Origin of the sequence: Pseudomonas sp. B14-6 (genome assembly GCF_013260315.1) — a bacterium.
GTDB lineage: Bacteria > Pseudomonadota > Gammaproteobacteria > Pseudomonadales > Pseudomonadaceae > Aquipseudomonas > Aquipseudomonas mandelii.
In genome coordinates this window covers 3,705,453-3,731,910 of sequence record NZ_CP053929.1, presented here as the reverse complement: position 1 = coordinate 3,731,910, position 26,458 = coordinate 3,705,453, and the positions used below count along the sequence as shown (strand labels likewise).

Genomic DNA, 26,458 nt, shown 5'->3' with positions numbered 1-26,458 from the left:
TCGGCAAATTGCCCTCCATTTCGACCATCCGCCCGTCACCGCTGTTAGTCCCGGGACGCGACAGCTATAATCTGCCGCTTTACTCTTTACCAAGACCTTAGCAAAGACCCCCACAGACCATGACTGAGTCCGTTCTTGACTATATGACCCGCCTGGGTCGCGCCGCCCGCGAGGCTTCTCGCGTCATTGGCCGTGCCAGCACTGCGCAGAAGAACCGCGCGTTGCAGGCGGCTGCCAATGCGCTGGACGCTGCACGCGCCGAGCTGACGGCTGCCAATGAACTGGATTTGGCCGCAGGCCGCGCCAATGGTCTTGAGCCGGCATTGCTTGACCGTCTGGCGCTGACCTCGGAGCGCATCGACGGCATGATCGTCGGTTTGCGTCAGGTGGCGGCACTTCCGGACCCGGTTGGCGCGATTCGCGACATGAGTTTCCGGCCGTCGGGCATCCAGGTCGGCAAGATGCGCGTGCCGTTGGGCGTGATCGGGATCATCTACGAATCCCGGCCGAACGTAACCATCGACGCCGCGAGCCTTTGCCTGAAGTCGGGCAATGCGACGATCCTGCGTGGCGGTTCCGAGGCAATCAATTCCAATCGCGCCATTGCCGCCTGCATCCAGCGCGGCCTGGCCGAAGCCGAGCTGCCGGCTGCCGTGGTGCAAGTGGTCGAAACCACCGATCGTGCGGCCGTTGGCGCGTTGATCACCATGCCGGAATACGTCGACGTCATCGTGCCCCGTGGTGGCCGTGGCCTGATCGAACGCGTCAGCCGCGATGCCCGCGTGCCGGTGATCAAACACCTGGACGGCATCTGCCACGTCTACGTCAGCGCCCACGCCGATCTGCCGAAAGCCCAGCGCATCGCCTTCAATGCCAAGACTTACCGTTACGGCATCTGCGGTGCGATGGAGACGCTGCTGGTGGATCAAGCCGTTGCCAAGGATTTCCTGCCGTCGATGGCTGCACAGTTCCGCGAAAAAGGCGTCGAACTGCGCGGTTGCGAACGTACCCGGGCGATCATCGATGCCGTGGCGGCCAGCGAAGAAGACTGGAGCACCGAATACCTGGCGCCGATTCTTTCGATCCGCGTCGTTGACGGGCTGGACCAGGCGATCGAACACATCAATCAGTACGGTTCGCATCACACCGACTCGATCGTCAGCGAAAACCTCGCCGACACCCGGCGTTTTGTGGCGGAGGTCGATTCGTCATCGGTGATGATCAACACGCCGACCTGCTTCGCCGATGGCTTTGAATACGGATTGGGTGCCGAGATTGGCATTTCTACTGATAAGCTGCACGCCCGCGGCCCGGTGGGTCTCGAAGGTCTGACCTGCGAGAAGTACATCGTGGTCGGTGATGGCCAGTTGCGCGGCCAGGCGTCGGTCTGACTTGGGCGACCTCAAACCGTCAGCACCGCAAACTGCCAGCGAGCCTGCGCCAAGACGCATTGGCGTGCTGGGCGGGACGTTCGACCCGGTGCATATCGGCCATTTGCGCGGTGCGCTGGAAGTCGCCGAGTCGCTGTCGCTCGATGAGTTACGCCTGACACCCAGTGCCAGGCCGCCGCATCGCGGTACGCCGCAGGTGTCGGCAAAGGACCGTCTGGCGATGGTCGAGTGCGCGGTGGCCGGTGTGGCGCCGTTGGTGGTGGACGCCCGCGAATTGCAGCGGGACAAACCGTCCTACACCATCGACACCCTGGAACTGATGCGCGCCGAACTGGCCGCCTCTGACCAGGTTTTTCTACTTTTGGGCTGGGACGCATTTTGCGGCCTGCCCACTTGGCACCGCTGGGAAGAGTTGCTCCAGCATTGCCACATCCTGGTGCTGCAACGCCCGGATGCCGACAGCGAACCGCCGGATGCCTTGCGCAATCTGTTGGCGGCACGCTCGGTGAGCGACCCGCTGGCCCTCAAAGGGCCGAGCGGACAGATTGCATTCGTCTGGCAGACGCCGCTCGCGGTATCCGCCACCCAGATCCGTCAACTGCTGGCCAGCGGTAAGTCGGTACGTTTCCTGGTGCCCGACGCGGTCCTGGCCTACATCGATGCGCACGGTCTCTACCGTGCGTCGAACTGAAAAGAGGGCACGCTTCCAGGCACGTAATGACGTGTATTGAAGCGCCCGAACATACGAGCAAAACGAGTTTTATATGACGAACAAAGACGTAACTAAAGTAAAGCGCAAAGGCACGTTCAAAAGCGCCCCGCTGCCTGAGCCGGTTCTCACCACTGAACCTCTGAAAGGTGACGAGCTGGTCAAGGTGGCCGTAGCCGCCCTGGAAGACGTGAAGGGCCAGGACATCCAGGTCATCGACGTTCGTGAAAAGCAGAGCATCACTGACTACATGATCATCGCGACCGGTACCTCCAACCGCCAGATCGGCGCGATGCTGGACAAGGTTCGCGAAGCCGTCAAAGCCCTGGGCGTCAAGCCACTGGGTGAAGAAGGCAAGGGCGACAGCGACTGGGTGCTGCTGGATATGGATGATGTCATCGTGCACATGATGACCGCCTCGGCTCGTCAGTTTTACGACCTCGAGCGTCTGTGGTCCGGTGCAGAGCAGAGCCGTGCTCTGAACGCGGCTCACCACAGCCCGGAAAACACCCATGAGCACTTCGTCAAGCTCAACAAAGACCAGCAATAAGGGACCGCTGTGCGACTGCGACTGATCGCCGTCGGCTCCCGCATGCCCAAGTGGGTGGAAGAAGGCTGGCATGAATATGCCAAGCGTCTTCCGTCCGAGCTGGCGCTGGAACTGGTGGAAATACCGCTCAACACCCGTGGCAAGAACGCCGACGTGGCGCGCTTCATCCGTCAGGAAGGCGAAGCCATGCTGGCCAAGGTCGGGCCGAATGAGCGTGTTGTGACCCTGGAAGTCCACGGCAAGCCCTGGAGCACCGAGCAGTTGGCGGTCGAGCTCGATCGCTGGCGGCTGGACTCGCGCACGGTGAACTTCATGGTCGGCGGCCCCGAAGGGCTGGCGCCGGAAGTCTGTGCGCGGGCCGATCAGCGCTGGTCGTTGTCGCCGTTGACGTTGCCGCACCCGCTGGTGCGGATTCTGATCGGTGAACAGCTGTATCGTGCCTGGACAGTTCTGTCCGGCCACCCTTACCACAAGTAGTTCTGCCCTCATGCCCCAGCCGATCCGCATCAAGGACCACGAAAAAGACGCCCGTCTGGTGCGTGGCCGCGTCGTGTTCGGGGCTATTGCGGTGGTGTTGCTGATCTGCGTGCTGATCGCGCGGCTGTATTTCCTCCAGGTGATTCAGTACGAGTACCACTCGACCCTGTCGGAAAACAACCGCGTCCACGTACAGCCGATTCCGCCGACCCGCGGGTTGATCTTCGACCGCAATGGCGTGGTGGTGGCCGATAACCGGCCCAGCTTCAGCCTGAGCATGACCCGCGAACGGTCCGGTGACTGGCAGCAAGTGCTCGACGTGATCGTCGAAGTGCTGGAGCTGACGCCCGAGGACCGGGTGATCTTCGAGAAGCGTATGCGTCAGGGGCGTCGTCCGTTCGAGCCGGTGCCGATCCTGTTCGAGCTGTCAGAGGAGCAGATCGCCCGTATCGCGGTGAATCAGTTCCGTCTGCCGGGCGTGGAAGTGGTCGCGCAGTTGGTGCGTCACTACCCGCAGGGCCCGCACTTTGCGCACTCGGTAGGTTACATGGGGCGGATCAACGAGAAAGAGCTGAAGTCTCTCGATCCGGTCAATTACAGCGGCACGCACCACATCGGCAAAACCGGCATCGAGCGTTTCTACGAGCCGGAGCTGCACGGTCAGGTGGGCTACGAAGAAGTCGAAACCAACGCTCGCGGCCGCGTATTGCGCGTGCTCAAGCGTACCGATCCGATTCCCGGCAAGGACATCGTCCTGAGCCTGGACATCAAATTGCAAGAAGCCGCCGAAGCCGCACTTGGCGGTCGTCGTGGCGCCGTGGTGGCGCTCGATCCGAAAACCGGCGAGGTGCTGGCGATGGTCAGTGCGCCGAGTTTCGATCCGAACCTGTTCGTCACCGGCATCAGCTTCAAGGCCTATGCCGAACTGCGCGATTCCATCGACCGGCCGCTGTTCAACCGCGTGCTGCGCGGTTTGTACCCGCCGGGTTCGACCATCAAGCCGGCGGTGGCGATTGCCGGCCTGGATGCCGGTGTCGTGACTGCATCAAGTCGGGTGTACGACCCCGGCTACTACCAGCTGCCCAACTATGACCACAAATACCGTAACTGGAACCGTACCGGTGACGGCTACGTGGACCTCGACACGGCGATCATGCGGTCCAACGACACCTATTTCTACGATCTGGCTCACAAACTGGGGATCGATCGGCTGTCGGCGTATATGAGCAAGTTCGGCATCGGCCAGAAGGTTTCGCTGGACATGTTCGAGGAGTCGCCGGGGCTGATGCCGACACGTGAGTGGAAGCGTGCAACCCGGCGTCAGGCCTGGTTCCCGGGCGAAACGCTGATTCTCGGGATTGGTCAGGGCTACATGCAATCAACGCCATTGCAATTGGCCCAAGCCACAGCGCTGGTCGCGAGCAAGGGTGTCTGGAACCGTCCGCACCTGGCCAAGACCGTCGAAGGCGAGCGGCCGAAGGATGACAACCCGATGCCGGACATCATCCTGCGCGACCCGTCCGACTGGACCAAGGTCAACCATGGCATGCAGCAGGTGATGCACGGTGCCCGGGGTACGGCGCGCAAAGCGGCGATCGGTGCGCAATACCGCATCGCGGGCAAAAGTGGTACGGCCCAGGTGGTCGCGATCAAGCAGGGTGAGAAGTACGACCGCTCCAAGGTTCAGGAGCGCCATCGTGACCACGCCTTGTTCGTCGGCTTCGCACCGGCTGACAACCCGCAAATCGTGGTGTCGGTGATGGTCGAGAACGGCGAGTCCGGTTCCGGCGTCGCAGCGCCTGTGGTGCGTCAGATCATGGACGCCTGGCTTCTGGACCAGGACGGTCGGTTGAAGGCCGAATACGCCAGCCCTATCAGTGCGGAGGCTACGGCCCGTGAAGAGTAATTTCGATCGCATTCTCTCCAGTGAGGATGTGATGCGTCGCCGTGCGACGCTGTTGCAACGCATGCACATCGACGGCCCGTTGCTGATCCTGTTGCTGACCCTCGCCGCCGGCAGTCTGTTCGTGCTGTATTCGGCCAGTGGCAAGAGCTGGGACCTGCTGGCCAAGCAAGCCACTTCGTTCGGCATCGGCCTGGTGTCGATGATCGTCATCGCCCAGTTCGAGCCGCGATTCATGGCGCGTTGGGTGCCGGTCGGTTACGTGATCGGCGTGTTGTTGCTGGTGGTGGTGGACGTCATGGGCCACAACGCCATGGGCGCCACGCGCTGGATCAACATCCCGGGGGTGATCCGTTTCCAGCCTTCGGAGTTCATGAAGATCCTGATGCCGGCGACCATCGCCTGGTACTTGTCCAAGCGCACGTTGCCGCCGCAGCTCAAGCATGTGGGGGTCAGTCTGTTCCTGATCGGCTTGCCCTTCATCCTGATCGTGCGTCAGCCGGACCTCGGCACTTCGCTGCTGATTCTCGCCGGTGGCGCCTTCGTCTTGTTCATGGGCGGGTTGCGCTGGCGCTGGATTCTCAGCGTGATTGCTGCCGCCGTGCCGGTGTCTGTGGCCATGTGGTACTTCGTGATGCACGACTACCAGAAGCAGCGCGTCCTGACGTTCCTTGATCCCGAGAGCGATCCGCTCGGCACCGGCTGGAACATCATTCAGTCGAAAGCCGCCATCGGTTCCGGCGGCGTGTTCGGCAAAGGCTGGCTGCTCGGCACTCAGTCGCACTTGGACTTCCTGCCGGAAAGCCACACCGACTTCATTATTGCGGTGATGGGCGAAGAATTCGGCCTGGTGGGCATCTGCGCACTGCTGTTGATTTACCTGTTGTTGATCGGTCGTGGGCTGGTGATAACCGCCCAGGCCCAGACATTGTTCGGAAAATTGCTCGCGGGCAGCCTGACCATGACGTTTTTTGTTTACGTTTTCGTCAACATCGGTATGGTCAGTGGCCTGTTGCCGGTCGTGGGGGTGCCGTTGCCGTTCATTAGCTACGGAGGAACTTCGCTGGTGACGCTGCTGTCAGCGTTTGGGGTTTTGATGTCGATCCATACCCATCGTAAGTGGATCGCACAGGTTTGAATAAGGTGAAGATGTCAATGCAAGTAATGCGCGGCTGGGCGACTCGATACGCGCCATGGGTCGGCCTGGTAAGCATCCTTGGCACAACGCAGGACGCGTTGGCCGGCGATTACGAAGGTTCACCCCAGGTGGCCGAATTCGTCGGTGAAATGACCCGCGACTACGGTTTTGCCGGTGAACAGCTGATGGGCGTGTTCCGCGAAGCCGAGCGCAAGCAGTCGATTCTGGACGCGATCTCGAAACCCGCCGAGCGGGTCAAGCAGTGGAACGAATATCGCCCGATGTTCATCACCGACGCGCGCATCGCCCGTGGTGTGGACTTCTGGCGTCAGCACGAAGCGGTACTGGCCCGTGCCGAGCAGGAATATGGCGTGCCGGCTCAGGTTATCGTCTCGATCATCGGGGTTGAGACCTTTTTCGGCCGCAATACCGGCAATTTCCGGGTAATCGACGCTTTATCGACCCTGGGTTTCGACTATCCTCCCCGTGCCGAATTCTTCCGCAAGGAGTTGCGTGAGTTCCTGTTGCTGGCCCGTGAGGAGCAGGTCGATCCGCTGACTCTCAAAGGCTCTTACGCCGGCGCCATGGGTTTGCCGCAGTTCATGCCGAGCAGCTTTCGCGCCTATGCGGTGGACTTCGACGGTGACGGCCACATTAATATCTGGACCAACCCGGACGATGCCATCGGCAGCGTCGCCAGTTATTTCAAGCGTCACGGCTGGGTCGCCGGCGAGCCGGTGGTCAGTCGCGCCGATGTGCGTGGCGAGCAAGTGGATGAAGGTTTGACGACGGGCATCGAGCCGACTAAAACGGTCGGGGAGTTGCGAGCCTTGGGCTGGTCGAGTCATGATGCGCTGCGCGATGATATGCCGGTCACGGCTTTCCGCCTGGAAGGTGACAATGGCCCGGAGTACTGGATGGGCCTGAAGAATTTTTACGCAATCACGCGATATAACCGCAGCGTGATGTACGCCATGGCGGTACATCAACTGTCTGAACAGCTGGTCCAAGCACGGGGCGTCAAGTAATGCGGGCATTGCCTATGAATAAACCCCTGAAGCTGATGGCATTCGCCGCGTTGGCGGTGCTGGTCGCCAGTTGTTCGACCAGCCGCGCGCCGACGCAAAAGCCTTCAACGGCCGTGCGCGCAACGCCTGGCCTGGACATCAACCGGGCGCACAAAGACGGCGCGCCATGGTGGGACGTCGACGTATCGCGCATCCCGGATGCCACGCCGACCCTGCACTCCGGTCCTTACAAAGCCAATCCTTACACCGTGCTGGGCAAGACTTACTTTCCGCTGCAAGAATCCAAGACCTACGTCGCCTCGGGCACGGCGTCCTGGTACGGCACCAAATTCCACGGTCAGAACACCGCCAATGGCGAGGTGTACGACCTGTACGGCATGAGTGCCGCCCACAAGACATTGCCACTGCCAAGTTACGTCCGGGTGACCAACCTGGACAACCACAAGACCGTGATCCTGCGGGTCAACGACCGCGGGCCGTTCTACTCGGACCGCATCATCGACTTGTCCTACGCCGCCGCGAAAAAACTCGGTTACGCCGAAACCGGCACCGCACGGGTGAAAGTCGAGGGTATCGATCCGCAACAGTGGTGGGCACAAAAGGGCCGTCCGGCGCCTTTGATGCTCAACGAACCGCAAGTAGCGCAAAATGCCGCGCCGACGATTACCGCTTCGGCGGGCACCGTCGAGCAATGGACGCCACCGCCGCAGCAACACGCGGCGGCCGTGGTGCCCGTGCAGATTGATGCAAAAAAAAACGCTTCTGTACCAGCCTCTGGCCAGTATCTGCAGGTGGGCGCGTTCGCCAACCCGGACGCTGCAGAACTCCTGAGATCGAAGCTCAGCGGGATGGTGAGCGCTCCGGTGTTCATCAGCTCGATCGTGCGTAATCAACAGACGCTGCATCGGGTGCGTCTGGGGCCGATCGGTTCGCCGGGTGAAATCCAGCAAGTGCAGAACAGTGTGCGCCTGGCCAATCTCGGTTCGCCGAGCGTGGTCACCGCCGAATAATACGTAGTACTTGATTGACGGTTCGCTTGCGGTTTGGGGGGTGGACCTGGTTGTTGGCTCGTTGAAGAACAAAAGCCCGGCAAGGGTTCTGAGTGAGCAACTGAACACGCGATGGCCCGTTAGAAGGCCATCTGATTAGTTTTGCCTTCGGGCAGTTTCCATTAGCGATTTCGAGAGACGGATGAACATCACCACCTTTGCCAAACGCCTGTGTCTGCTAGTCCCGCTGCTCCTCTCGCCTGCCGCGTTCGCGGTCGAGATGATGCCGTCGCCACCACAACTGGCCGCTAAATCCTACGTACTCATGGATGCCAGCAGCGGCAACGTGCTGGTCGAGAACAACGGTGACCAGCGTCTGCCACCGGCCAGCCTGACCAAGCTGATGACCGCGTACATCGCGACCCTGGAAATCCGTCGTGGCCAGATCGGTGAAAACGATCCGGTGACCGTCAGCGAAAACGCCTGGCGTACCGGCGGTTCGCGGATGTTCATCAAGGTGGGTTCGCAAGTCACTGTCAGCGACCTGCTGCACGGCATCATCATCCAGTCGGGTAACGACGCCAGTGTTGCGCTCGCCGAGCACATCGCCGGCAGCGAAGACGCATTCGCCGACATGATGAACAAAACCGTGGCCGATCTGGGCATGACCAACAGCCACTTCATGAACCCGACCGGTCTGCCGAACCCTGAGCACTACTCGTCGGCTCACGACATGGCGGTGCTGGCTCGCGCGATCATCCACGAAGACCCGGCTCACTATGCGATCTACTCGCAGAAAGAGTTCTTCTGGAACGGCATCAAGCAGCCTAACCGCAACCTGCTGCTGTGGCGTGACAAGACTGTCGACGGTCTGAAAACCGGCCACACCGACGAAGCCGGCTACTGCATGGTGTCTTCGGCTGTACGTGATGGCATGCGCCTGATCGCCGTGGTGTTCGGCACCAACAGCGAAGTGGCCCGTGCTTCTGAAACCCAGAAGCTGCTGACCTACGGTTTCCGCTTCTTCGAAACCCAGACCTTCTATCAGAAAGGCGCCGAGCTGGCTCAGGCCCCTGTCTGGAAAGGCAGCACCAATCAAGTCAAGGCCGGCCTGGCTGAAGACCTGACCATGACCCTGCCAAAAGGCCAGCTGAAAAAGCTCGCCGCCAGCATGACCATGAACCCGCAACTGGTTGCGCCTATCGCCAAGGGCGACGTAATCGGTAAAGTCGAAGTGAAACTGGACGACAAAGTGGTGCATAGCGCCGACCTGATCGCCCTGGACGCTGTCGAGGAGGGTGGTATCTTCCGCCGCATGTGGGATAGCATCCGTCTATTCTTCTACGGCTTGTTCAACTGAATTAGTGTGGACTTGCATGGCCCCGTTCCAATCCGGAGCGGGGCCATGTCCGTTGCCACGGCTTACGAGGCCGTTACGCCATGACAGATACCGAAGTAAAGGCGCCAAAGATCGAATTTCCTTCCAATGATTACCCGATCAAAGTGATCGGCGACACCATTGTGGACATCAAGCAAAAGATCATCGATATCGTTAAGAAGCACGCAACGATCAACGATGAAAGGGTGGACGAACGCCAGAGCAGCAACGGCAAGTACACCACCATCCAGTTGCACATCATCGCCACCGGTCAAGACCAGCTGTACGACATCAACAGCGAACTGCGGGCTACCGGTTTCGTGCACATGGTGCTGTGATGTCTGGCACGCTGGGCTTTCGCGAGCTCGGCCAGATGGCTTACGAGCCGGTCTGGCATGCCATGCAACGCTTCACCAACGAACGCGGCAGCAATGCCGCGGACGAGATCTGGCTGGTCGAACACCCGCCGGTGTTCACCCAGGGCCAGGCCGGCAAGGCCGAGCACTTGCTGCTGCCGGGGGATATCCCGGTGGTGCAGGTCGATCGCGGTGGTCAGGTGACTTACCACGGTCCCGGCCAGTTGGTGGCCTACCTGTTGCTCGACGTGCGCAAACTGGGTTTCGGCGTGCGTGACCTGGTCACCCGCATGGAACACTGCCTGATCGAGCTGCTGGCCAGCTATGGCGTGACCGCAGCGGCCAAGCCTGATGCGCCGGGTGTCTATGTCAATGGGGCGAAAATCGCCTCCCTGGGTCTGCGGATCCGCCACGGTTGTTCCTTTCATGGCCTGGCCCTGAACGTGGACATGAACCTGGAACCGTTTCGACGGATTAATCCCTGCGGCTACGCCGGGCTGGCGATGACCCAGCTGAGCGATCACGCAGGATCGATTGAATTTGCCGAGGTAAGTGCCCGGCTGCGCGCGCAGCTCGTCAAACACCTCGACTATGCTGAGCAGACGACCCTAACGGGCGGAATCGACTGATATGACTACTGATGCAGTGCAAACCATGATCCCGACGCTGGATGTTACCGAGCGTCCGGCCCCGCGTGCCAAGGTTGAAGCCGGCGTCAAGCTGCGCGGCGCCGAGAAGGTTGCACGTATCCCGGTAAAGATCATTCCGACCACCGAACTGCCGAAAAAACCTGACTGGATCCGCGTGCGCATCCCGGTTTCGCCGGAAGTCGACCGCATCAAGGCCCTGCTGCGCAAACACAAGCTGCACAGCGTGTGCGAAGAGGCGTCCTGCCCGAACCTCGGCGAGTGCTTCTCCGGCGGCACCGCGACCTTCATGATCATGGGCGACATCTGCACCCGTCGCTGCCCGTTCTGCGACGTTGGCCACGGTCGTCCGAAGCCTCTGGACGTCAATGAGCCGGAAAGCCTGGCCATCGCCATCGCCGACCTGAAACTCAAGTACGTGGTGATCACCTCGGTCGACCGCGACGACCTGCGTGACGGCGGTGCCCAGCACTTTGCCGACTGCATCCGCGAGATCCGCAAACTGTCGCCGAACGTGCAGCTCGAAACTCTGGTCCCGGACTACCGTGGCCGTATGGACGTTGCGCTGGAAATCACCGCCGCCGAGCCACCGGATGTGTTCAACCACAACCTGGAAACCGTGCCGCGCCTGTACAAGGCTGCGCGTCCGGGTTCGGATTACCAGTGGTCGCTGACCCTGCTGCAACGCTTCAAGCAGATGATGCCGCACATTCCGACCAAGTCCGGCCTGATGCTGGGTCTGGGCGAAACCGACGAAGAAGTCATCGAAGTCATGAAGCGCATGCGCGAACACGACATCGACATGCTGACACTGGGCCAGTACCTGCAACCGTCGCGCAGTCACTTGCCGGTGGAGCGTTTTGTGCATCCGGATACCTTCGCCTGGTTCGCCGAGGAAGGCTACAAAATGGGCTTCAAAAACGTCGCTTCCGGCCCGTTGGTGCGTTCCTCGTACCACGCCGACGAGCAGGCGAAGCTGGTCAAAGCTGAACTGATGTCGTCTCTGTAATAAAGCGCCCGCAAGGCTTTTCAGCCTTGCGGGCGTTTTTGTTGGCCGTGCCTACGGCCGCAACCGTCTTTTCCTGCAACCTGCGGGGCGATTGATCCTCTTCTGTTTGTCCCCGTTCCTGACTACTGTGTGCTGAAGCTTTTCACGCAGGGAGATTCATGGATGACTGTTCGACCGACCCACACGCTGTTTCCTCACTCAGCCGTTCCGGCCTTGCCCTCGGAAGGGCTGATTGGCGTGATTGCGCCCGCCGGGCCTGCCGGGCTGGACACCGATAAAGCCGTTGCCTGGATGCGCGCTCGCGGTTATGCGCTGCGGATATTTCCCGGGGTGTACGAACAGGATGGCTACCTGGCCGGCAGCGACGACGTGCGGCTCAATGACTTGCACGCCGCGTTCTCCGACACGGAAGTCGACGCGATCATTTGCCTGCGGGGCGGTTACGGTACGCCGCGTCTGCTCGATCGCATCGATTTCGAATTGCTGCAGAACAACGCCAAGCCGTTTATCGGCTACAGCGACATCACTGCGCTGCACGTGGCGATCAGCCGTTACGCCGGTTTTGTGACCTTTCATGGTCCGCTGCTTAATGCCGATTTGCTGGGCGAGAAGCAAAAACCGACCGAGTCTTCGTTTTTCAACATGCTCAGAGGGCAGGTGAAGGCGGGCAGTGTGCTTTCGCACCCGGTGGCCTGGCCGCTCACCACGATCGAGCCCGGCATCGCTCACGGGCGGTTGCTGGGGGGCAATCTGTCGATGATTGCCGCAACCATGGGCACGCCATTTGAGATGGAGGCTGAAGGCGTCATTCTTTTCATTGAGGACATCAACGAACCGCTGTATCGCATCGACCGCTTGCTGACTCATCTGCGCCTGGCCGGCACGCTGGGCAAGTTGCGCGGCGTGCTGGTGGGCGATGTGGCTGGGGTTGATACGTTTGCGCTGGAGCGGTTGCTCAAGCAGACGCTCGAGCCGTTGCGGATACCGGTGTTGGCCGGGTGGCGCAGCGGGCACTGCGATCCGAACCTGACGTTGCCGATGGGCGCGCTGGTTCGGCTGGATGCGGGGAAGAAGGAATTGGTGTTGGAACAGGATGTGGTCGTCAAGCGGTAGTGCGATAGCGCCTGTCAGTAAGTCTTCGCGGGCAAACCTCTCTCCTGCAGGATGGTGTGATCCCGTAGGAGCGAGGCTTGCCCGCGAAGCTTTTTAGCGGTTACGCAGGCCTTCAAGTAGCTTGTGCGTCGGATACCCATCCGCCGGCCAGCCAAACGACTGTTGTGCACTGCGGATCGCCTTGCGAGTGTTCGCGCCGATGATCCCGTCAGCCGTGCCCGCATCGTAATTCTGCGCACTCAGCAGGCTTTGCAGTTCGATTCGCTCAGTGCGGCTCAACGGCAAGTCATCTTTTGGCCACGTGCCATTGATCAGGCCGCCGCCACTGAAGCGCTCGGACAACAGGCTCACCGCCAATGCATAAGACGACGAGTTGTTGTACTTGAGGATTGCGCGGAAGTTGTCGAGCACCAGGAACGCCGGGCCACGATAACCGGCCGGCAGCAGCAGGGCGGCGGACAGGTGTTCGGAACCTGCCGGAACCTGGGCGCCATTAGGCAGCGAGACCCCCAACTGTTGCCATTCGGCGACGCTCTTGCGAATCGTGCCGTCGGCCAGGACGTAGTTGAAACTGCCTGGTAGCTGCACTTCAAAGCCCCACGGTTGACCTTTCTGCCAGCCGGAGCTTTGCAGATAGTGCGCCGTCGAGGCCAGCGCATCGGCCGGGCTGCCCCAGATGTCGCGGCGGCCGTCACCGTCGAAATCCACGGCGTGGGTGTTGTAGGTGGTCGGGATGAACTGGGTCTGACCCATGGCGCCGGCCCAGGAACCGAGCATTTTCTCCGGTTCGATATCGCCTTGTTGCAGGATTTGCAGGGCGGCGATCAGTTGCGCATGAGCAAAGCCCGGACGCCGGCCTTCGTAGGCCAGGGTCGCCAGGGAGTTGATCACTGACTTGTTGCCCTGGAACTGCCCGAAATTACTCTCCATGCCCCACACCGACACCAAGGCCTGGCGATCAACGCCGTAGCGCTGCTCGATGCTTTGCAGAATGTCAGCGTATTGGCCGACCAGCGCCTGACCTTTGCGTACCCGCAGCGGCGACAGGGCGCCGTCGAGGTATTCCCACACCGGGCGGGAGAACTCGGGTTGGCTGCGATCGGCACGGATCACGCTGGTGTCGAGGCTGACATTGGCGAAGGCGCGGTCGAAGAGATCGGCGCGGATGCCGGCGGTTAGCGCGTCTTTGCGGAAACCCGCCTGCCATTCGGCGAAGGTCTGGGTGGGCTGGAGGTCGAGGTTTTCACCGGTCGGCACCACGGGCGGAATGACCGCAGGGGCTGTCGATACGGGAAGGGTCTGAAGCGGCTGGGCGTCGGCGGCGGTCGGTTTTTCCGCGCAGGCGACAAGCAAAATGAGGCTGGAGGCAGCGATCAGTTGGCGCAGGGGCCAACGACGGGAAATACAAAGGGGCATGCACAGGTCCAGGGAATACGAATCAGGTGCAGACCTTAACATGTTGAGCGATGGCTTGCCTTTCAGGCCGCCAGAAAGTAAGAAGCCTCCCAGCTATTAGACTGGAAGGCTTCGCGGCGGTAGCTGCCTTTGCCCTTGCCGGCTCGTTCCTGACGGCTGCGGAACAGTGGCTGGGCGATGATGGATTTGGCCTTGTTGGGGCCATGCTTGGATGGCTTTTTGCTCATGATCAGATCTCTCGATTGAGTGGGTTTTGCGGGGGAAATAATCTGCTGAAGTTGGGGTTCTGTCTAGTCCCCGTATTGCGTAGGCAATGATATCTGTGGCGAGGGAGCTTGCTCCCGTTGGACTGCGCAGCGGTCCCCTGCTTTCAGGGATAAGCGGGGTCGCTTCGCAACCCAGCGGGAGCAAGCTCCCTCGCCACAAAAAACCTTACTCCGCAGGCAACGTCAGCCGTTGGCCCGCCATCAGCAACGACAACCGACTCAAACTCATCCACGGTGACCCGGCAGCCTGACCCTTGATCTGCGCATCAATCCGCTGCGCTTCCAGCAACAACTGCGCCCAGCGTTGCGCCGGATAGCGTTGCAGGGCTTTGCTCATCAGCGGTTTGCGCTTGTCCCAGACCGGCGGTCGAGCCTGGCTGAAGGCTTTGTCCAGCGGCACACCCTGGCTGTATTGCAGCGAAAGGTTGGCCAGCAGACGCAGCTCCCGGGCCAGCGCCCAGAGAATCACCGGTGGCTCGACGCCTTCACCTCGCAACCCTTCGAGGATGCGCAGGGCATGGGCGGCTTCGCCGTTGAGAATCGCGTCGGTCAGGCCAAACACATCGAAGCGCGCACTGTCGGCCACCGCCGCTTGCACGGTTTCGACGGTGATCTGTCCACCTTCGGCCATCAGCTTGAGTTTTTCGATTTCCTGGGCGGCGGCCAGCAGGTTGCCTTCGACCCGCGCGGCAATCAGTTCCACGGCGTCCTGGCTGGCGGAAAGCCCGGCCTGGGATAGCCGTTGACGAATCCAGCTCGGCAACTGGTTGGCATCCACCGGCCAGATCTGCACGAACTGCGTCTGCTGCCCTTCGACCAGCGCCTTGCCCCACTTGGTTTTCTGCGCACTGCCATCCAGTTTGGGCAGGCTGATCAGCAGCACCGTGTCTTCCGCCGGGCGCGAGCAGTACTCGATGAAGGCAGCGGCACCTTTGTCGCCGGGTTTACCGGAGGGCAAGCGCAGCTCCAGCAGGCGCTTTTCAGCGAACAGCGACATGCTTGCACCGGCTTGCAGCAACGTCCCCCAGTCGAAACTGGCGTCGGCGGCGAAAACCTGGCGTTCGTCAAAACCCTGTTGGCGAGCGGCGGCACGAATGGCGTCGGCGGCTTCCTGGCACAGCAGCGGGTCATCGCCGCTGATGACGTAGACCGGCGCGAGGGCACCTTGCAGGTGTTTGGCGAGTTGGGCGGGGGCGAGTTTCATAAGAAAGGGCGAACGGGGCGCCTGGGCGCCCCGTAAGTCTTATTGCTGCGGGATTTCGATAGGCGACTGACGCGGGGTTTCCGCTTCAGCTTTCTGCGCCGCTTCCAGTGCCTGGGCTTCGGCTTTTGCCTTGGCGTCGGCGGTCTGTTGCAACTGATCCAACTGAGTCGGCGTGAGTTGTGACAGGCGCAGCATCATGCGTTGAACCAACTCGCGACGGGTTTCTGTACGAGCCGTATTGGCTTCCTGGTCAGAACCCACCAGGTTGTTGCCGTCGTGGATGAAGATCTTCTGCACTTCGAGCTTGTCGCTCAGCAGCGGCAGGCCTTGCGCACCCCGGATGTCGTAGCTCAGCACGGTGCTCACCTGATACTCGCCAGTACGGCCGGCACCGGCGTAGCTGAGGATGCGCTGGCTTTCCTGCTCATCCGTCAACACAAGCTTGTACGGCGCTCCGGCGTAAACCTTGACGCCGCTGCTTTGCAATACCTGACGCAATTGCGTCACGGTTTCGCCGTAGGCGTTGCGGGCGCTCAGATCGAGCTCCCTGATCGCCATTTCATTGGTGCCGGTGCCGCGCAGCTGGAACCCGCAGGCGCTCAACAGGACCGCGAGGCCCATCACCAGCAAATTGCGTTTGATCATCTTGTTGCTCCCCTTGAAACCATGTGGGCCGATCGTGCGGCCCGAAAGGTTTTACTCGGCGCCAGGCTCACCTGGCGCCTGATCCAATTTTAGCTGGCGACGATATTGACCAGTTTCCCGGGCACTACAATCACTTTACGAATAGTCAGGCCGTCGACGAAGCGCAGCACGTTCTCGTTGACCCGGGCAGCGGCTTCGACTTCTTCGCGAGTCGCGGTCGCCGGCATTTCGATCTGGCCGCGCAGCTTGCCGTTGACCTGGATGACCAACGTCAGGCTGTCCTGCACCAGCGCGGTTTCGTCCACCACCGGCCAACCGGCGTCGATCACCGGGCCAGCGTGACCCAGTTGATGCCACAGCTCGTGGCTGATGTGCGGGGTGATCGGAGCCAGCAGCAACGTCACGGCTTCCAGACCTTCGTGAACCAGTGCGCGATCCTGTTCGGTGCCTTGTGCGGCTTTCTCCAGCACGTTCATCAGCGTCATCACTTGGGCGATGGCGGTGTTGAATTTGTGGTTCTGGCCGACGTCGTGGCTGGCCTGCTTGATGGCCAGGTGGATCGAACGACGAATGGCTTTCTGCTCGTCGTTCAGGCTGGCGACGTCCAGTTTTCCCGGCAAACCCTGAGTGACATGGGCTTGAGCCAGGCGCCAGACGCGCTTGAGGAAACGGTGCGAACCCTCGACGCCAGAGTCGGACCATTCCGCGCTCATGTCAGGGGGCGAGGCGAACATCATGAACAGACGGCAGGTGTCGGCGCCGAACTGGTCGATCATCGACTGTGGGTCGACGCCGTTGTTCTTCGACTTGGCCATCTTCTCGGTGCCGCCGATTTCCACCGGCAGACCGTCTGCAATCAGCTTGGCGCTGATGACCTTGGCCTTGCTGTCGCGTTCGAGTTCGACGTCCGCCGGGTTGAACCAGGTGTAAGCACCGTTGGCTTCACGACGGTAGTAAGTCTCGGCGATCACCATCCCCTGGGTCAGCAGGTTCTTGAACGGCTCGTTGGAGCTCACCAGGCCTTCGTCGCGCATCAACTTGTGGAAGAAGCGCGCGTACAGCAGGTGAAGAATGGCATGTTCGATACCGCCGATGTACTGATCCACCGGCAACCAGTGGTCAGCCGCCGATTTTTCAACCAGACCGCCTTCATAGTGTGGCGAGGCGTAACGGGCGTAATACCACGAGGACTCGACGAAGGTGTCCATGGTGTCGGTTTCACGCTTGGCCGGTGCGCCACATTTCGGGCAAGCGCACTCGTAGAACTCAGGCATGCGCGCCAATGGCGAGCCCGCGCCGTCCGGCACCACGTCTTCCGGCAGTACCACAGGCAATTGATCTTCCGGGACCGGCACATCACCGCAGGTGGTGCAGTGGATGATCGGGATCGGGCAGCCCCAGTAGCGCTGACGGCTGATGCCCCAGTCGCGCAGGCGGAACTGGGTGCGCGAGGCGCCGAGGTTTTTCTTGATCAGCGCAACTTCAATGGCGTCGAACGCGCCAGCGAAGTCGAGGCCGTCGAACTCGCCGGAGTTGATCAGCGTGCCGTGCTCGCCGTAGGCGTCCTGCCATGGAGCCGGGTTGGTATCACCTGCACTTGTGCGCACCACGGACTTGATCGGCAGGTTGTACTTGGTGGCGAACTCGAAATCACGCTCGTCGTGAGCCGGAACCGCCATCACCGCGCCATCGCCGTAGTGCATCAGCACATAGTTGGCGACCCACACCGGGAGCTTCTCACCGGTCAGCGGGTGCTCGACGAACAGCGAGGTCGGCAGGCCTTTTTTCTCTTGGGTGGCGACGTCGGCTTCGGCGACGCTGCCGCCTTTGCATTCAGCGATGAACGCTTGCAGCTCAGGGTTGTTCTGCGCGGCCAGGGTGGCCAGCGGGTGTTCGGCGGCCACGGCGACGTAAGTCGCGCCCATCAGGGTGTCTGGACGGGTGGTGAAGACTTTCAATGCGCCGGTTTCGCCGATGGAATCGACGTGGTACGGGAACTGCACTTCCATGCCGCGGGATTTGCCGATCCAGTTGCGCTGCATGGTCTTGACCTGTTCAGGCCAGCCCGTCAGTTCGTCGAGGCTCTCCAGCAGCTCATCCGCGTAGGCGGTGATCTTGAAGTAGTACATCGGGATTTCGCGCTTTTCGATCAGCGCGCCGGAACGCCAGCCGCGACCGTCGATCACCTGTTCGTTGGCCAGGACGGTCTGGTCGACCGGGTCCCAGTTCACGGTGCCGCTTTTCTTGTAGATCACGCCTTTTTCGAACAGGCGAGTGAACAGCCATTGTTCCCAGCGGTAGTAATCAGGCTTGCAGGTGGTCACTTCGCGGGACCAGTCCACCGCGAGGCCCAGGCTGCGCAGCTGGGTTTTCATGTAGGCGATGTTTTCGTAGGTCCACTTGGCGGGCGCTACGTTGTTCTTCATCGCGGCGTTTTCCGCCGGCATGCCGAAGGCGTCCCAACCCATGGGTTGCAGGACGTTCTTGCCTTGCATGCGCTGGTAGCGGGAGATCACGTCGCCGATGGTGTAGTTGCGCACGTGCCCCATGTGTAGCTTGCCGCTGGGGTAAGGGAACATCGACAGGCAGTAGAACGTCTCCTTGCCTGGCTGTTCACTGACTTCAAAGGACTTTTGCTCGTCCCAGAACGATTGGGCGGCGGCTTCGATTTCACGGGGCTGATATTGTTCGTGCATGGCTACTTTTGAACTGAATAGGGGTGGCCTAATCCTCTTCAATGCAACGCTGGACGGTGACGACGCCAAATCGACGTTTCAGTGCCCGAACGAGCTGGAAGTGGAGTTACAGGAAGCGCCGTAGCATACATGACCGCACTCTACCGAGGGAAACCCTGATTACTGCCGCGCGTCTTGCGAAAACTGCCGCGAGGGCCGTTGGTCGCGGCATCCAGCCGGTTTGTTCATGGAAGCTAAGCTCTAAATGGGGAGCGAGTCTTATCTTCAATGAGGTGAGGGATGGTTGAGTCACAGCAAAAAGTCACGAAACCGCAGCTGTACGAAAGACTGATCGATCGTCTGGGGATGGCTCTGGACGCTGCAAAAACCGCTGACCGGCTACGCGATGAGCGTCCCCTGGAGCTGGAACTGCGTGGTTTGAGCCCCGCAGAGTTTGCACTGGTCAAAGCCTATCTGGATCGCAGTGAACGTGAGACGCACGGATGCTTGTCTGCAGCAGTGAAGCAACTCGACGCACCACGTTCGGCCAAGATCATCTGGCTCAAGGACAAGGCACCTGGCAGGGACGCGGAAAAGGTCCGGTCTCTGCAATTCAAATAACGGCTGCAAGCCATTACCCATGTTTTTTAAAGCATAGTCCTTCCGCATTTGTTGTCGCATTGCGTCAACCCACTTAGGCTTCGGGCATCTTATGGAGATGCTCGATGCCTTTTCGTTATTTCGTGAAACAACTTCTGTTGCCTCCCGGCATTCTTTTGCTGCTGTTGATGCTCGCGTGGTGGTTGCGCCGCTCAAGGCCGCGGCTTGCGGGTGTGTGTTTTGCCTTGGGGTTCGGCGGCTTCCTGTTAATGAGTTTGCCGGTGGTGGTGCAGTGGGGCGCCAAGGCCCTGGAAAGTGAGCCGCCACTGGCGCGCGAGGAATGGGCCACCCTGAGTCAGCGTGCGGATGCGATTGTGGTGTTGGGTTCGGGGCGTGAGCGGGGCGATATTGCCTGGGGGGCTGATCAGCCGACGGGCGTAGGTCTTGAGCGCGAACGGTATGCGGCACGCCTGGCCAAGGCCTCCGGGTTGCCCATTCTTACCAGCGGCGGCCTGCATTACGGTACGCCGCCGACCGAAGCGAAGTTGATGGCGGATTCATTGCTTGATGATTTTGGCGTCACCGTGCGCTGGCAGGAAGGGCGCAGCCGCACGACGTGGGAGAACGCGCAGTTCAGCGCCGAGGTGTTGCTGCCGCAGGGAATCAAACGGGTGGTGGTGGTGACGCAGGCCTGGCACATGCCGCGATCAGTCTGGAGCTTTCAGCAGGCGGGATTTGAAGTGGTGCCGGCACCGGTGGGCTTTTTAGGCGTGGACAACGCCCGGCCACTGGGCGGCTGGATGCCGGAATTCAAGTCGATCTGGCAGAGCGGGCAGTTGCTGAATGAGGCGGTGGGGCAGATCGGGTATTCAATGTTTTACTGATGACCTGTGGCGAGGGAGCTTGCTCCCGCCGGGCTGCGAAGCAGCCCTGAGTCCGGCTAATCCATTTCTGGCTGACAAAGCGCATTAACCGGTATTGCGGCTGCTGCGCAGCCGAGCGGGAGCAATCTCCCTCGCCAGAGTCAGACGGTCTTGGCCATCCGGTTCGCCACCAGTGCCCAGCCAAACAACAACACACAAACGATGATCAGCGGCCACGAGCGCCATTGCAGGTAAGGCGTCAGGTTGTGCATCGGCACGACTTCGCCGTACAGGATGCCGCGTTCGAACTGCGGGATCTGCACCGTGATCTGCCCGAACGGGTTGATCAGGCCGGTGACGCCGTTGTTGGTGGCGCGGATCATCCAGCGGCCCGCCTCCAGTGCGCGCATCTGCGCCATCTGCAAATGTTGCAGTGGGCCGATGGAGGTGCCGAACCAGGTGTCGTTGCTGATGGTCAGCAGCAATTCACTGCGGGCCGCCAGGCTGGCGGCGAATTCCGGGTAGACCACTTCGTAGCAGATGAACGGCGCGATCTGATAACCCTTGGCTTGCAGCATCGCCTGGTCAGCCGGGCCACGGGCAAAGTCGGACATCGGCAGGTCGAAGAACGCGATCAGCCCACGCAGTACTTCCTGCAACGGAACATATTCGCCAAACGGCACCAGCTTCTGCTTGAGATAAGTGCCGTCGCCTTCACCGAGGACGGTGATGCCGTTGAAGAAGCGCTTCTCGTGTCGGACTTCCTGACGGATCGGTACGCCGGTAATCAGCGCAGATTTACGCTCGGCGGCGAAATTCCCCATCATGTTCAGGTAGCCCTCGGCGGACTCCTTGAGCACCGGGACGGCTGTTTCCGGCCAGATCAGCAGGTCGACCCGTTTGGAGTTGAAACTCATGTCGCGGTACAGGGCCAGCTGCGCGTTGAGCTGCGCCGGGTCCCACTTCATGCTTTGTTCGATATTGCCCTGAAGGGCGGCAACGCTCAGCGCCGGGCCCGCCGGGCTGGTCCAGGCGTGTTCCTTCAGCGCCATGCCGGCCACCCAGGGGCCGACCAGCAGCAATACGCCAGCGGCGATGAAACCTTTACGGCCCGTGCGGACCAGACGCATGGCGTTATAGATCAGCGCCGCCGTCAGGGCCAGGGTGAAGGAAATCAGCCACATTCCGCCGACGGGTGCGAGCCCGGCCAATGGGCCGTCGAGCTGGCTGTAACCGGAATAGAGCCATGGGAAACCGGTGAGAAACCAGCCACGAAAAGCTTCCTGGCCAACCCACAGCGCGGCAAACGCCAAGGCATCGGCCAGCGGCGCTTCGTTACGACGCAGCCAGCGCGCCCAGATCCAGGCCGGCAGGGCGAAGAACCAGGCAATCGCGGCCGTGAAGATCAGCATCAGGAAACCGGCCAGCAGCACTGACGCGCCGCCGAAGTGGTGAATGCTGTAATAGATCCAGCTGGTACCAGCGCCAAACAAGCCAAAACCGAAACACCAGCCACGGCCCAGGGCCTGGCGGGGACTCAGTTCGCGCAAGCCGGCATAGAAGAACCCGACCGCCAGCAATGCCAACGGCCAGATATCGAACGGCGCCAGGGCCAGGGTGGTGAGTGCACCGGCCGCCACGGCCAGCAGGTTACCGGGCCAGCCGGGGCGGGTCATACGATGCATTTCAATCCTTGGATTTATCGGGCGATAGGGGTCAGGCGCAGCAAGTGAATCCGACGGCTGTCGGCGTTCAGGATGCGGAAGCGATATGGACCGATTTCAGTGATTTCGTTGCGTTTTGGCAAGTGTCCGAACGCGCTCATCACCAGGCCGCCAACGGTGTCGAACTCGTCGTCGGAGAATTCGCTGTCGAAGAACTCGTTGAAGTTCTCGATCGGCGTCAGGGCCTTGATCAGGAAGTCACCGCTGGGCAGCGGCTTGATGTAGCTGTCTTCTTCGACGTCGTGCTCGTCTTCGATGTCGCCGACGATCTGTTCCAGCACATCTTCAATGGTCACCAGGCCTGCCACACCGCCGTATTCGTCAATGACGATGGCCATGTGATTGTGGTTGGCGCGGAACTCGCGCAGCAGCACATTCAGGCGCTTGGACTCGGGCACGAAGGTCGCCGGACGCAGCAGGTCCCTGATGTTGAAGCTGTCACCGTTCTCCTTGAGGATCAGCGGCAGCAAGTCCTTGGCCAGCAACACGCCCATCACATCATCGTGGCTTTCGCCGATGACCGGGTAGCGGGAGTGGGCCGAGTCGACCACGGCAGGCAGGAACTCGCGAGGTGTCTGGGTCGCCTTGATGCTGATCATCTGCGAGCGCGGGACCATGATGTCCCGTACTTGCAGGTCAGCGACCTGGATGGCGCCTTCGACGATGGCCAGCGCTTCGCTGTCCAACAGTTTGTTCTGGTGTGCGTCGCGCAGCAGCTCCAGCAGCTCCTGGCGGTTCTTCGGCTCGTGGGCAAAAGCCTGGGTGAGCTTACCCAGCCAAGACTTTTGCCCGTTGCTCGATCGATCTTCGCTCATAGCGATTACTCTGAATCCTTTGTTGTAACGATAGGGGTTGTGTCTGTTTCGTCGTCCGCATAGGGGTCGGGAAAGCCCAACTCGGCAAGCAACGTTCGTTCCAGTGCTTCCATTTCTTCGGCTTCGTCATCATCTATATGGTCGTAACCCAGCAGATGCAAGCAGCCATGAATCACCAGATGCGCCCAATGGGCCTTTAGTTCCTTGCCCTGTTCGGCGGCTTCGCGCTCGACCACGGCCACGCAGATCACCAGATCGCCCAGCAGCGGGATGTCGAGAAACTCGTCAGGCACATCGGCCGGAAACGACAGGACGTTGGTGGCGTAATTCTTTTGCCGCCAGGTGTGGTTCAGCTCGCGGGCCTCTTCGTCATCGACCAGGCGAATGGTCATTTCAGAGTCGGCAGTGCGCTGGCGCAGGGCCAGTTCGCACCATTGGCGGAACTCGGCTTCGCTGGGTGCAGGCGCCTCGGTAGCCAGTTGCAGATCAAGCTCAAGCATCGCGGCGACTGTCCTTTGGAGTTTCGTCTGCCGCGCGATTCTCGAAGCGCTCGTAGGCTTCGACGATGCGTTGCACCAATGGATGGCGCACAACGTCCTTGGGCATGAAATGGGTGAAGCTGATACCCGGCACGTCTTTGAGTACTTCAATCACATGGTGCAGCCCGGACTTGGTGCCTTTCGGCAGGTCGACCTGGGTGATGTCACCGGTGATGACGGCCGTGGAGCCGAAGCCGATCCGGGTCAGGAACATCTTCATCTGCTCGACGGTGGTGTTTTGGCTTTCGTCGAGGATGATGAAACTGTTGTTGAGCGTGCGACCGCGCATGTAGGCCAGTGGCGCAACTTCGATCACCTGGCGTTCGATGAGCTTGGCGACGTGTTCGAAGCCGAGCATCTCGTAGAGTGCGTCGTAGAGCGGGCGCAGGTATGGGTCGATCTTTTGCGACAGGTCGCCGGGCAGGAAGCCAAGCTTCTCGCCCGCTTCAACCGCCGGACGCACCAGCAGGATGCGGCGAATCTGCTCGCGTTCCAGCGCGTCTACCGCGCAGGCAACGGCCAGATAAGTCTTGCCGGTACCGGCCGGGCCGATGCCGAAATTGATGTCGTTACCGAGGATTTCCTTCACGTAGCGCAGCTGATTCAAGCCGCGAGGGCGAATCATGCCTTTTTTGGTGCGCAGGGCGACGGAGGGTTCGGACGGGGAGACGTTGTCCAGCTCTTCGACGGCCGATTCCTGCAGGAACAGGTGAACCGTGTCCGGCGACAGCTCTGTACCTTTGGTTTCCCGATACAGACGACGAATCAGATTTTCCGCGGAGGTGGTGTGTTTGGGCTCGCCGATCAGCTCGAACTGGTTTCCGCGGTTGCGGATCTCGATGGTCAGGCGCTGTTCGATCAAGCGCAGATGCTCGTCGAATTGCCCGCACAGATTGGCGAAGCGACGGGCCTCGAAGGGCTCGAGGATAAAACGATGTGGTTCTATGGGTGCGTTCAAGGTCGTATTTAGCCGCCCTGGGGCAATTAAGATGAAATCAAGGATAACGCCAGTGGGCTGGGTGCGAAAGCTCTTAAATAATCCAGCGCCAAACACCGGCCCTGTAGGAGCGAAGCTTGCCCGCGAAGGCGGTATTTCAGACGACTCATGTGGTGAGTGTCAGTCCGCCTTCGCGGGCAAGCCTCGTTCCTACAGGTTTTACGGTGTTACGAAATCAGCGAGCCCCGCAGCGAGTGCGGCTGTGCGGCGTCGATGTGCACGTCGGCGAACTGGCCGATCAGGGTCGGATTGTCGCAGCGGAAGTTGACGATCCGGTTATTCTCGGTCCGGCCTTGCAGCTCGCCGGGGTCTTTTTTCGAATAATCCGTGACCAGAATCCGCTGGATAGAACCGACCATTTGTCGGCTGATCTCGAAACCTTGCTGGTTCAAGCGATGTTGCAGCGCGTTCAACCGTTCTTTCTTCAGTTCTTCCGGCGTCTCGTCGGCCAGATCCGCAGCCGGGGTGCCAGGGCGCTGGCTGTAGACGAACGAGTAGGAGAAGTCGAAACCGACGTCTTCGATCAGCTTCATGGTCTGTTCGAAGTCTTTCTCGGTCTCGCCCGGGAAGCCGACGATGAAGTCCGAACTGATGCAGATCCCTGGGACAGCTGCCCGCAGCTTGCGAAGTTTGGATTTGTATTCCAGCGCGGTGTGGTTGCGTTTCATCGCCGAGAGAATGCGGTCCGAGCCCGATTGCACCGGCAAGTGCAGGTGTTTTACCAGTTCCGGCACGTCGGCGTGGGCCTGGATCAGGCTGTCGGAGAACTCCAGCGGGTGCGAGGTGGTGTAGCGAATCCGGTCGATGCCATCGACGGCGGCCACCACACGAATCAGCTCGGCCAGATCGGCCAAACGTCCGTCGTGCGTGGTCCCGCGATAGCCGTTGACGTTCTGGCCCAGCAGCGTCACTTCGCGCACGCCGTTTTCGGCCAGGTGCATGATCTCGGCAATGACGTCATCAAACGGTCGGCTGACTTCTTCACCGCGGGTATAAGGCACCACGCAGAAGGTGCAGTATTTGCTGCAGCCTTCCATGACCGACACATAAGCGCTCGGGCCATCGATGCGCGGCTCGGGCAAGTGGTCGAATTTTTCGATTTCCGGGAACGAGACGTCAACTTGCGGCAGCTTGGTGGCGCGCGCGGCGTCGATCATTTCCGGCAGGCGGTGCAGGGTCTGCGGGCCGAACACCACGTCCACATACGGCGCGCGATCGCGAATGGCCGCGCCTTCCTGGCTGGCCACACAACCGCCGACGGCGATCACCATGTCCGGGTTGGCCAGTTTCAGTTCGCGCCAGCGGCCGAGCTGGGAGTACACCCGGTCCTGGGCGCGTTCACGAATGGAGCAGGTGTTGAGCAGGATCACGTCGGCGTCTTCAGCGCGAGCGGTCACTTCCAGGGCCTGATGTTCACCCAGCAGATCGACCATGCGCGAGCTGTCGTACTCGTTCATCTGGCAACCGTGGGTTTCGATGTAAAGCTTCTTGGCCATGGACAGTGTCATCACGTGATTCAAAGAACCGCGCATTATAGGGAACATGTCCCAAGGTTCCTACCGCTGTGCGTCCGGCGGCTATGCTATAGTTCGCGCCCTCATTTTTATCCCCTATGTGTTGCCCGCCCACCATGACCAAACGTGAAGCCCCAATCTACAAGGTGATTTTCCTCAACCAGGGCCAGGTGTACGAAATGTATGCCAAGCAGATCTATCAAAGTGATCTGTGGGGCTTCCTGGAAGTGGAAGAGTTCGTCTTTGGCGAGCGCACGCAAGTGGTCGTCGACCCGAGCGAAGAGAAGTTGAAAGCTCAGTTCGAAGGCGTGGTGCGCAGTTTTGTGCCGATGCATTCGATTGTGCGCATCGACGAAGTGGAACGCCTCGGCACACCGAAAATCAGCGAAGCCCGCGGCGCGGTCGGCAATGTCATGCCGTTTCCGATGCCGATGCCTGAGAAGTAAGCAGGAAAGCTTTTGAAATGAACTGGGTTGTTTGTGGCGAGGGAGCTTGCTCCCGCTGGGGCGCGA

Annotated in this window: 26 protein-coding genes; 16 read left to right on the top strand and 10 right to left on the bottom strand. The window is 60.6% G+C overall.

The annotated features are described in order from the left end of the window. Positions 1-119 precede the first annotated feature (119 nt). The 13 genes from HP062_RS17100 (at position 120) to HP062_RS17040 (ending at position 12,688) form a co-directional block, all read left to right on the top strand. A complete protein-coding gene (locus HP062_RS17100; RefSeq protein ID WP_172791771.1) occupies positions 120-1,391 on the top strand; it encodes a glutamate-5-semialdehyde dehydrogenase in 1,272 nt (423 codons plus the stop codon). A gap of 1 nt (position 1,392) precedes the next feature. Continuing rightward, positions 1,393-2,082, top strand: a complete 690-nt coding sequence (nadD, locus tag HP062_RS17095) for a nicotinate-nucleotide adenylyltransferase (protein ID WP_169858290.1) — start codon at positions 1,393-1,395, stop codon at positions 2,080-2,082. Between the two features lie 73 nt (positions 2,083-2,155). Next, positions 2,156-2,650, top strand: coding sequence for a ribosome silencing factor (gene rsfS, locus HP062_RS17090; RefSeq protein WP_010467363.1), 495 nt, complete (start codon positions 2,156-2,158; stop codon positions 2,648-2,650). Positions 2,651-2,659: 9 nt separating this feature from the next. Beyond that, positions 2,660-3,127 carry a 23S rRNA (pseudouridine(1915)-N(3))-methyltransferase RlmH gene (gene rlmH, locus HP062_RS17085; RefSeq protein ID WP_007937439.1) on the top strand — a complete coding sequence of 156 codons (468 nt, stop codon included), beginning with the start codon at positions 2,660-2,662 and terminating at the stop codon, positions 3,125-3,127. Positions 3,128-3,137: 10 nt separating this feature from the next. Further along, a complete protein-coding gene (mrdA, locus tag HP062_RS17080) occupies positions 3,138-5,033 on the top strand; it encodes a penicillin-binding protein 2 (protein WP_010467364.1) in 1,896 nt (631 codons plus the stop codon). Between the two features lie 31 nt (positions 5,034-5,064). After that, positions 5,065-6,168, top strand: a complete 1,104-nt coding sequence (rodA, locus tag HP062_RS17075) for a rod shape-determining protein RodA (RefSeq protein WP_049870746.1) — start codon at positions 5,065-5,067, stop codon at positions 6,166-6,168. Between the two features lie 17 nt (positions 6,169-6,185). Then, complete coding sequence (gene mltB / locus HP062_RS17070; RefSeq protein ID WP_010467366.1) at positions 6,186-7,196, top strand: lytic murein transglycosylase B; 1,011 nt, start codon at positions 6,186-6,188, stop codon at positions 7,194-7,196. Then, positions 7,196-8,206: a septal ring lytic transglycosylase RlpA family protein gene (locus tag HP062_RS17065; protein ID WP_102594337.1), complete on the top strand. Its 1,011-nt coding sequence runs from the start codon at positions 7,196-7,198 to the stop codon at positions 8,204-8,206. The genes mltB and HP062_RS17065 overlap by 1 nt, the downstream gene beginning before the upstream one ends. A 181-nt stretch (positions 8,207-8,387) precedes the next feature. Then, a complete protein-coding gene (locus HP062_RS17060; protein ID WP_010467368.1) occupies positions 8,388-9,545 on the top strand; it encodes a D-alanyl-D-alanine carboxypeptidase family protein in 1,158 nt (385 codons plus the stop codon). Between the two features lie 80 nt (positions 9,546-9,625). Then, complete coding sequence (locus tag HP062_RS17055; protein ID WP_010467369.1) at positions 9,626-9,901, top strand: DUF493 domain-containing protein; 276 nt, start codon at positions 9,626-9,628, stop codon at positions 9,899-9,901. Continuing rightward, the gene (gene lipB / locus HP062_RS17050; RefSeq protein ID WP_010467370.1) at positions 9,901-10,548 is read left to right on the top strand and encodes a lipoyl(octanoyl) transferase LipB; all 648 of its coding nucleotides are present in this window, start codon (positions 9,901-9,903) and stop codon (positions 10,546-10,548) included. Before HP062_RS17055 ends, lipB begins: the two co-directional genes overlap by 1 nt. A 1-nt stretch (position 10,549) precedes the next feature. Then, entirely contained in the window at positions 10,550-11,575 is a 1,026-nt protein-coding gene (gene lipA, locus HP062_RS17045) for a lipoyl synthase (protein ID WP_010467371.1), read from the top strand. A 162-nt stretch (positions 11,576-11,737) separates the two neighbouring features. Further along, a complete protein-coding gene (locus HP062_RS17040; protein WP_172791770.1) occupies positions 11,738-12,688 on the top strand; it encodes an LD-carboxypeptidase in 951 nt (316 codons plus the stop codon). A 93-nt stretch (positions 12,689-12,781) separates the two neighbouring features. Here HP062_RS17040 and HP062_RS17035 read toward each other — a convergent pair whose 3' ends face one another. The 5 genes from HP062_RS17035 to leuS all read right to left on the bottom strand — a co-directional run bounded on the left by HP062_RS17035 (position 12,782) and on the right by leuS (position 18,915). Next, positions 12,782-14,104 (bottom strand): lytic murein transglycosylase, encoded by a 1,323-nt coding sequence (locus HP062_RS17035; RefSeq protein WP_010467373.1) that lies wholly within the window; start codon positions 14,102-14,104, stop codon positions 12,782-12,784. Positions 14,105-14,166: 62 nt separating this feature from the next. Then, positions 14,167-14,331: an alternative ribosome rescue factor ArfA gene (gene arfA / locus HP062_RS17030; RefSeq protein ID WP_003176285.1), complete on the bottom strand. Its 165-nt coding sequence runs from the start codon at positions 14,329-14,331 to the stop codon at positions 14,167-14,169. 205 nt (positions 14,332-14,536) lie between these two features. After that, positions 14,537-15,574 carry a DNA polymerase III subunit delta gene (gene holA, locus HP062_RS17025; RefSeq protein WP_077749946.1) on the bottom strand — a complete coding sequence of 346 codons (1,038 nt, stop codon included), beginning with the start codon at positions 15,572-15,574 and terminating at the stop codon, positions 14,537-14,539. Between the two features lie 39 nt (positions 15,575-15,613). Next, the gene (lptE, locus tag HP062_RS17020; protein ID WP_077749947.1) at positions 15,614-16,219 is read right to left on the bottom strand and encodes an LPS assembly lipoprotein LptE; all 606 of its coding nucleotides are present in this window, start codon (positions 16,217-16,219) and stop codon (positions 15,614-15,616) included. 89 nt (positions 16,220-16,308) lie between these two features. After that, complete coding sequence (gene leuS / locus HP062_RS17015) at positions 16,309-18,915, bottom strand: leucine--tRNA ligase (protein WP_083375690.1); 2,607 nt, start codon at positions 18,913-18,915, stop codon at positions 16,309-16,311. A 279-nt stretch (positions 18,916-19,194) separates the two neighbouring features. Between leuS and HP062_RS17010 the strand changes: the two genes are divergently transcribed. Then, positions 19,195-19,515, top strand: coding sequence for a hypothetical protein (locus HP062_RS17010; protein WP_010467377.1), 321 nt, complete (start codon positions 19,195-19,197; stop codon positions 19,513-19,515). Positions 19,516-19,619: 104 nt separating this feature from the next. Then, positions 19,620-20,378: a YdcF family protein gene (locus HP062_RS17005; RefSeq protein WP_010467378.1), complete on the top strand. Its 759-nt coding sequence runs from the start codon at positions 19,620-19,622 to the stop codon at positions 20,376-20,378. 140 nt (positions 20,379-20,518) lie between these two features. Here the strand turns inward: HP062_RS17005 and lnt are convergent, their stop codons facing one another. The 5 genes from lnt to miaB form a co-directional block, all read right to left on the bottom strand. Beyond that, positions 20,519-22,042 (bottom strand): apolipoprotein N-acyltransferase, encoded by a 1,524-nt coding sequence (gene lnt, locus HP062_RS17000; protein ID WP_172791769.1) that lies wholly within the window; start codon positions 22,040-22,042, stop codon positions 20,519-20,521. Positions 22,043-22,056: 14 nt separating this feature from the next. Then, entirely contained in the window at positions 22,057-22,896 is an 840-nt protein-coding gene (locus HP062_RS16995) for an HlyC/CorC family transporter (RefSeq protein ID WP_010467380.1), read from the bottom strand. A 5-nt stretch (positions 22,897-22,901) separates the two neighbouring features. Next, positions 22,902-23,396, bottom strand: coding sequence for an rRNA maturation RNase YbeY (gene ybeY / locus HP062_RS16990; protein ID WP_010467381.1), 495 nt, complete (start codon positions 23,394-23,396; stop codon positions 22,902-22,904). Beyond that, entirely contained in the window at positions 23,389-24,393 is a 1,005-nt protein-coding gene (locus HP062_RS16985; protein ID WP_010467382.1) for a PhoH family protein, read from the bottom strand. Before HP062_RS16985 ends, ybeY begins: the two co-directional genes overlap by 8 nt. A gap of 206 nt (positions 24,394-24,599) precedes the next feature. Continuing rightward, on the bottom strand, positions 24,600-25,928 hold the full coding sequence (gene miaB / locus HP062_RS16980; protein ID WP_010467383.1) for a tRNA (N6-isopentenyl adenosine(37)-C2)-methylthiotransferase MiaB: 1,329 nt from the start codon (positions 25,926-25,928) through the stop codon (positions 24,600-24,602). Positions 25,929-26,062: 134 nt separating this feature from the next. Between miaB and HP062_RS16975 the strand changes: the two genes are divergently transcribed. Beyond that, positions 26,063-26,392 (top strand): DUF1820 family protein, encoded by a 330-nt coding sequence (locus tag HP062_RS16975; RefSeq protein ID WP_007894425.1) that lies wholly within the window; start codon positions 26,063-26,065, stop codon positions 26,390-26,392. The last annotated feature ends 66 nt before the right edge of the window (positions 26,393-26,458 follow it).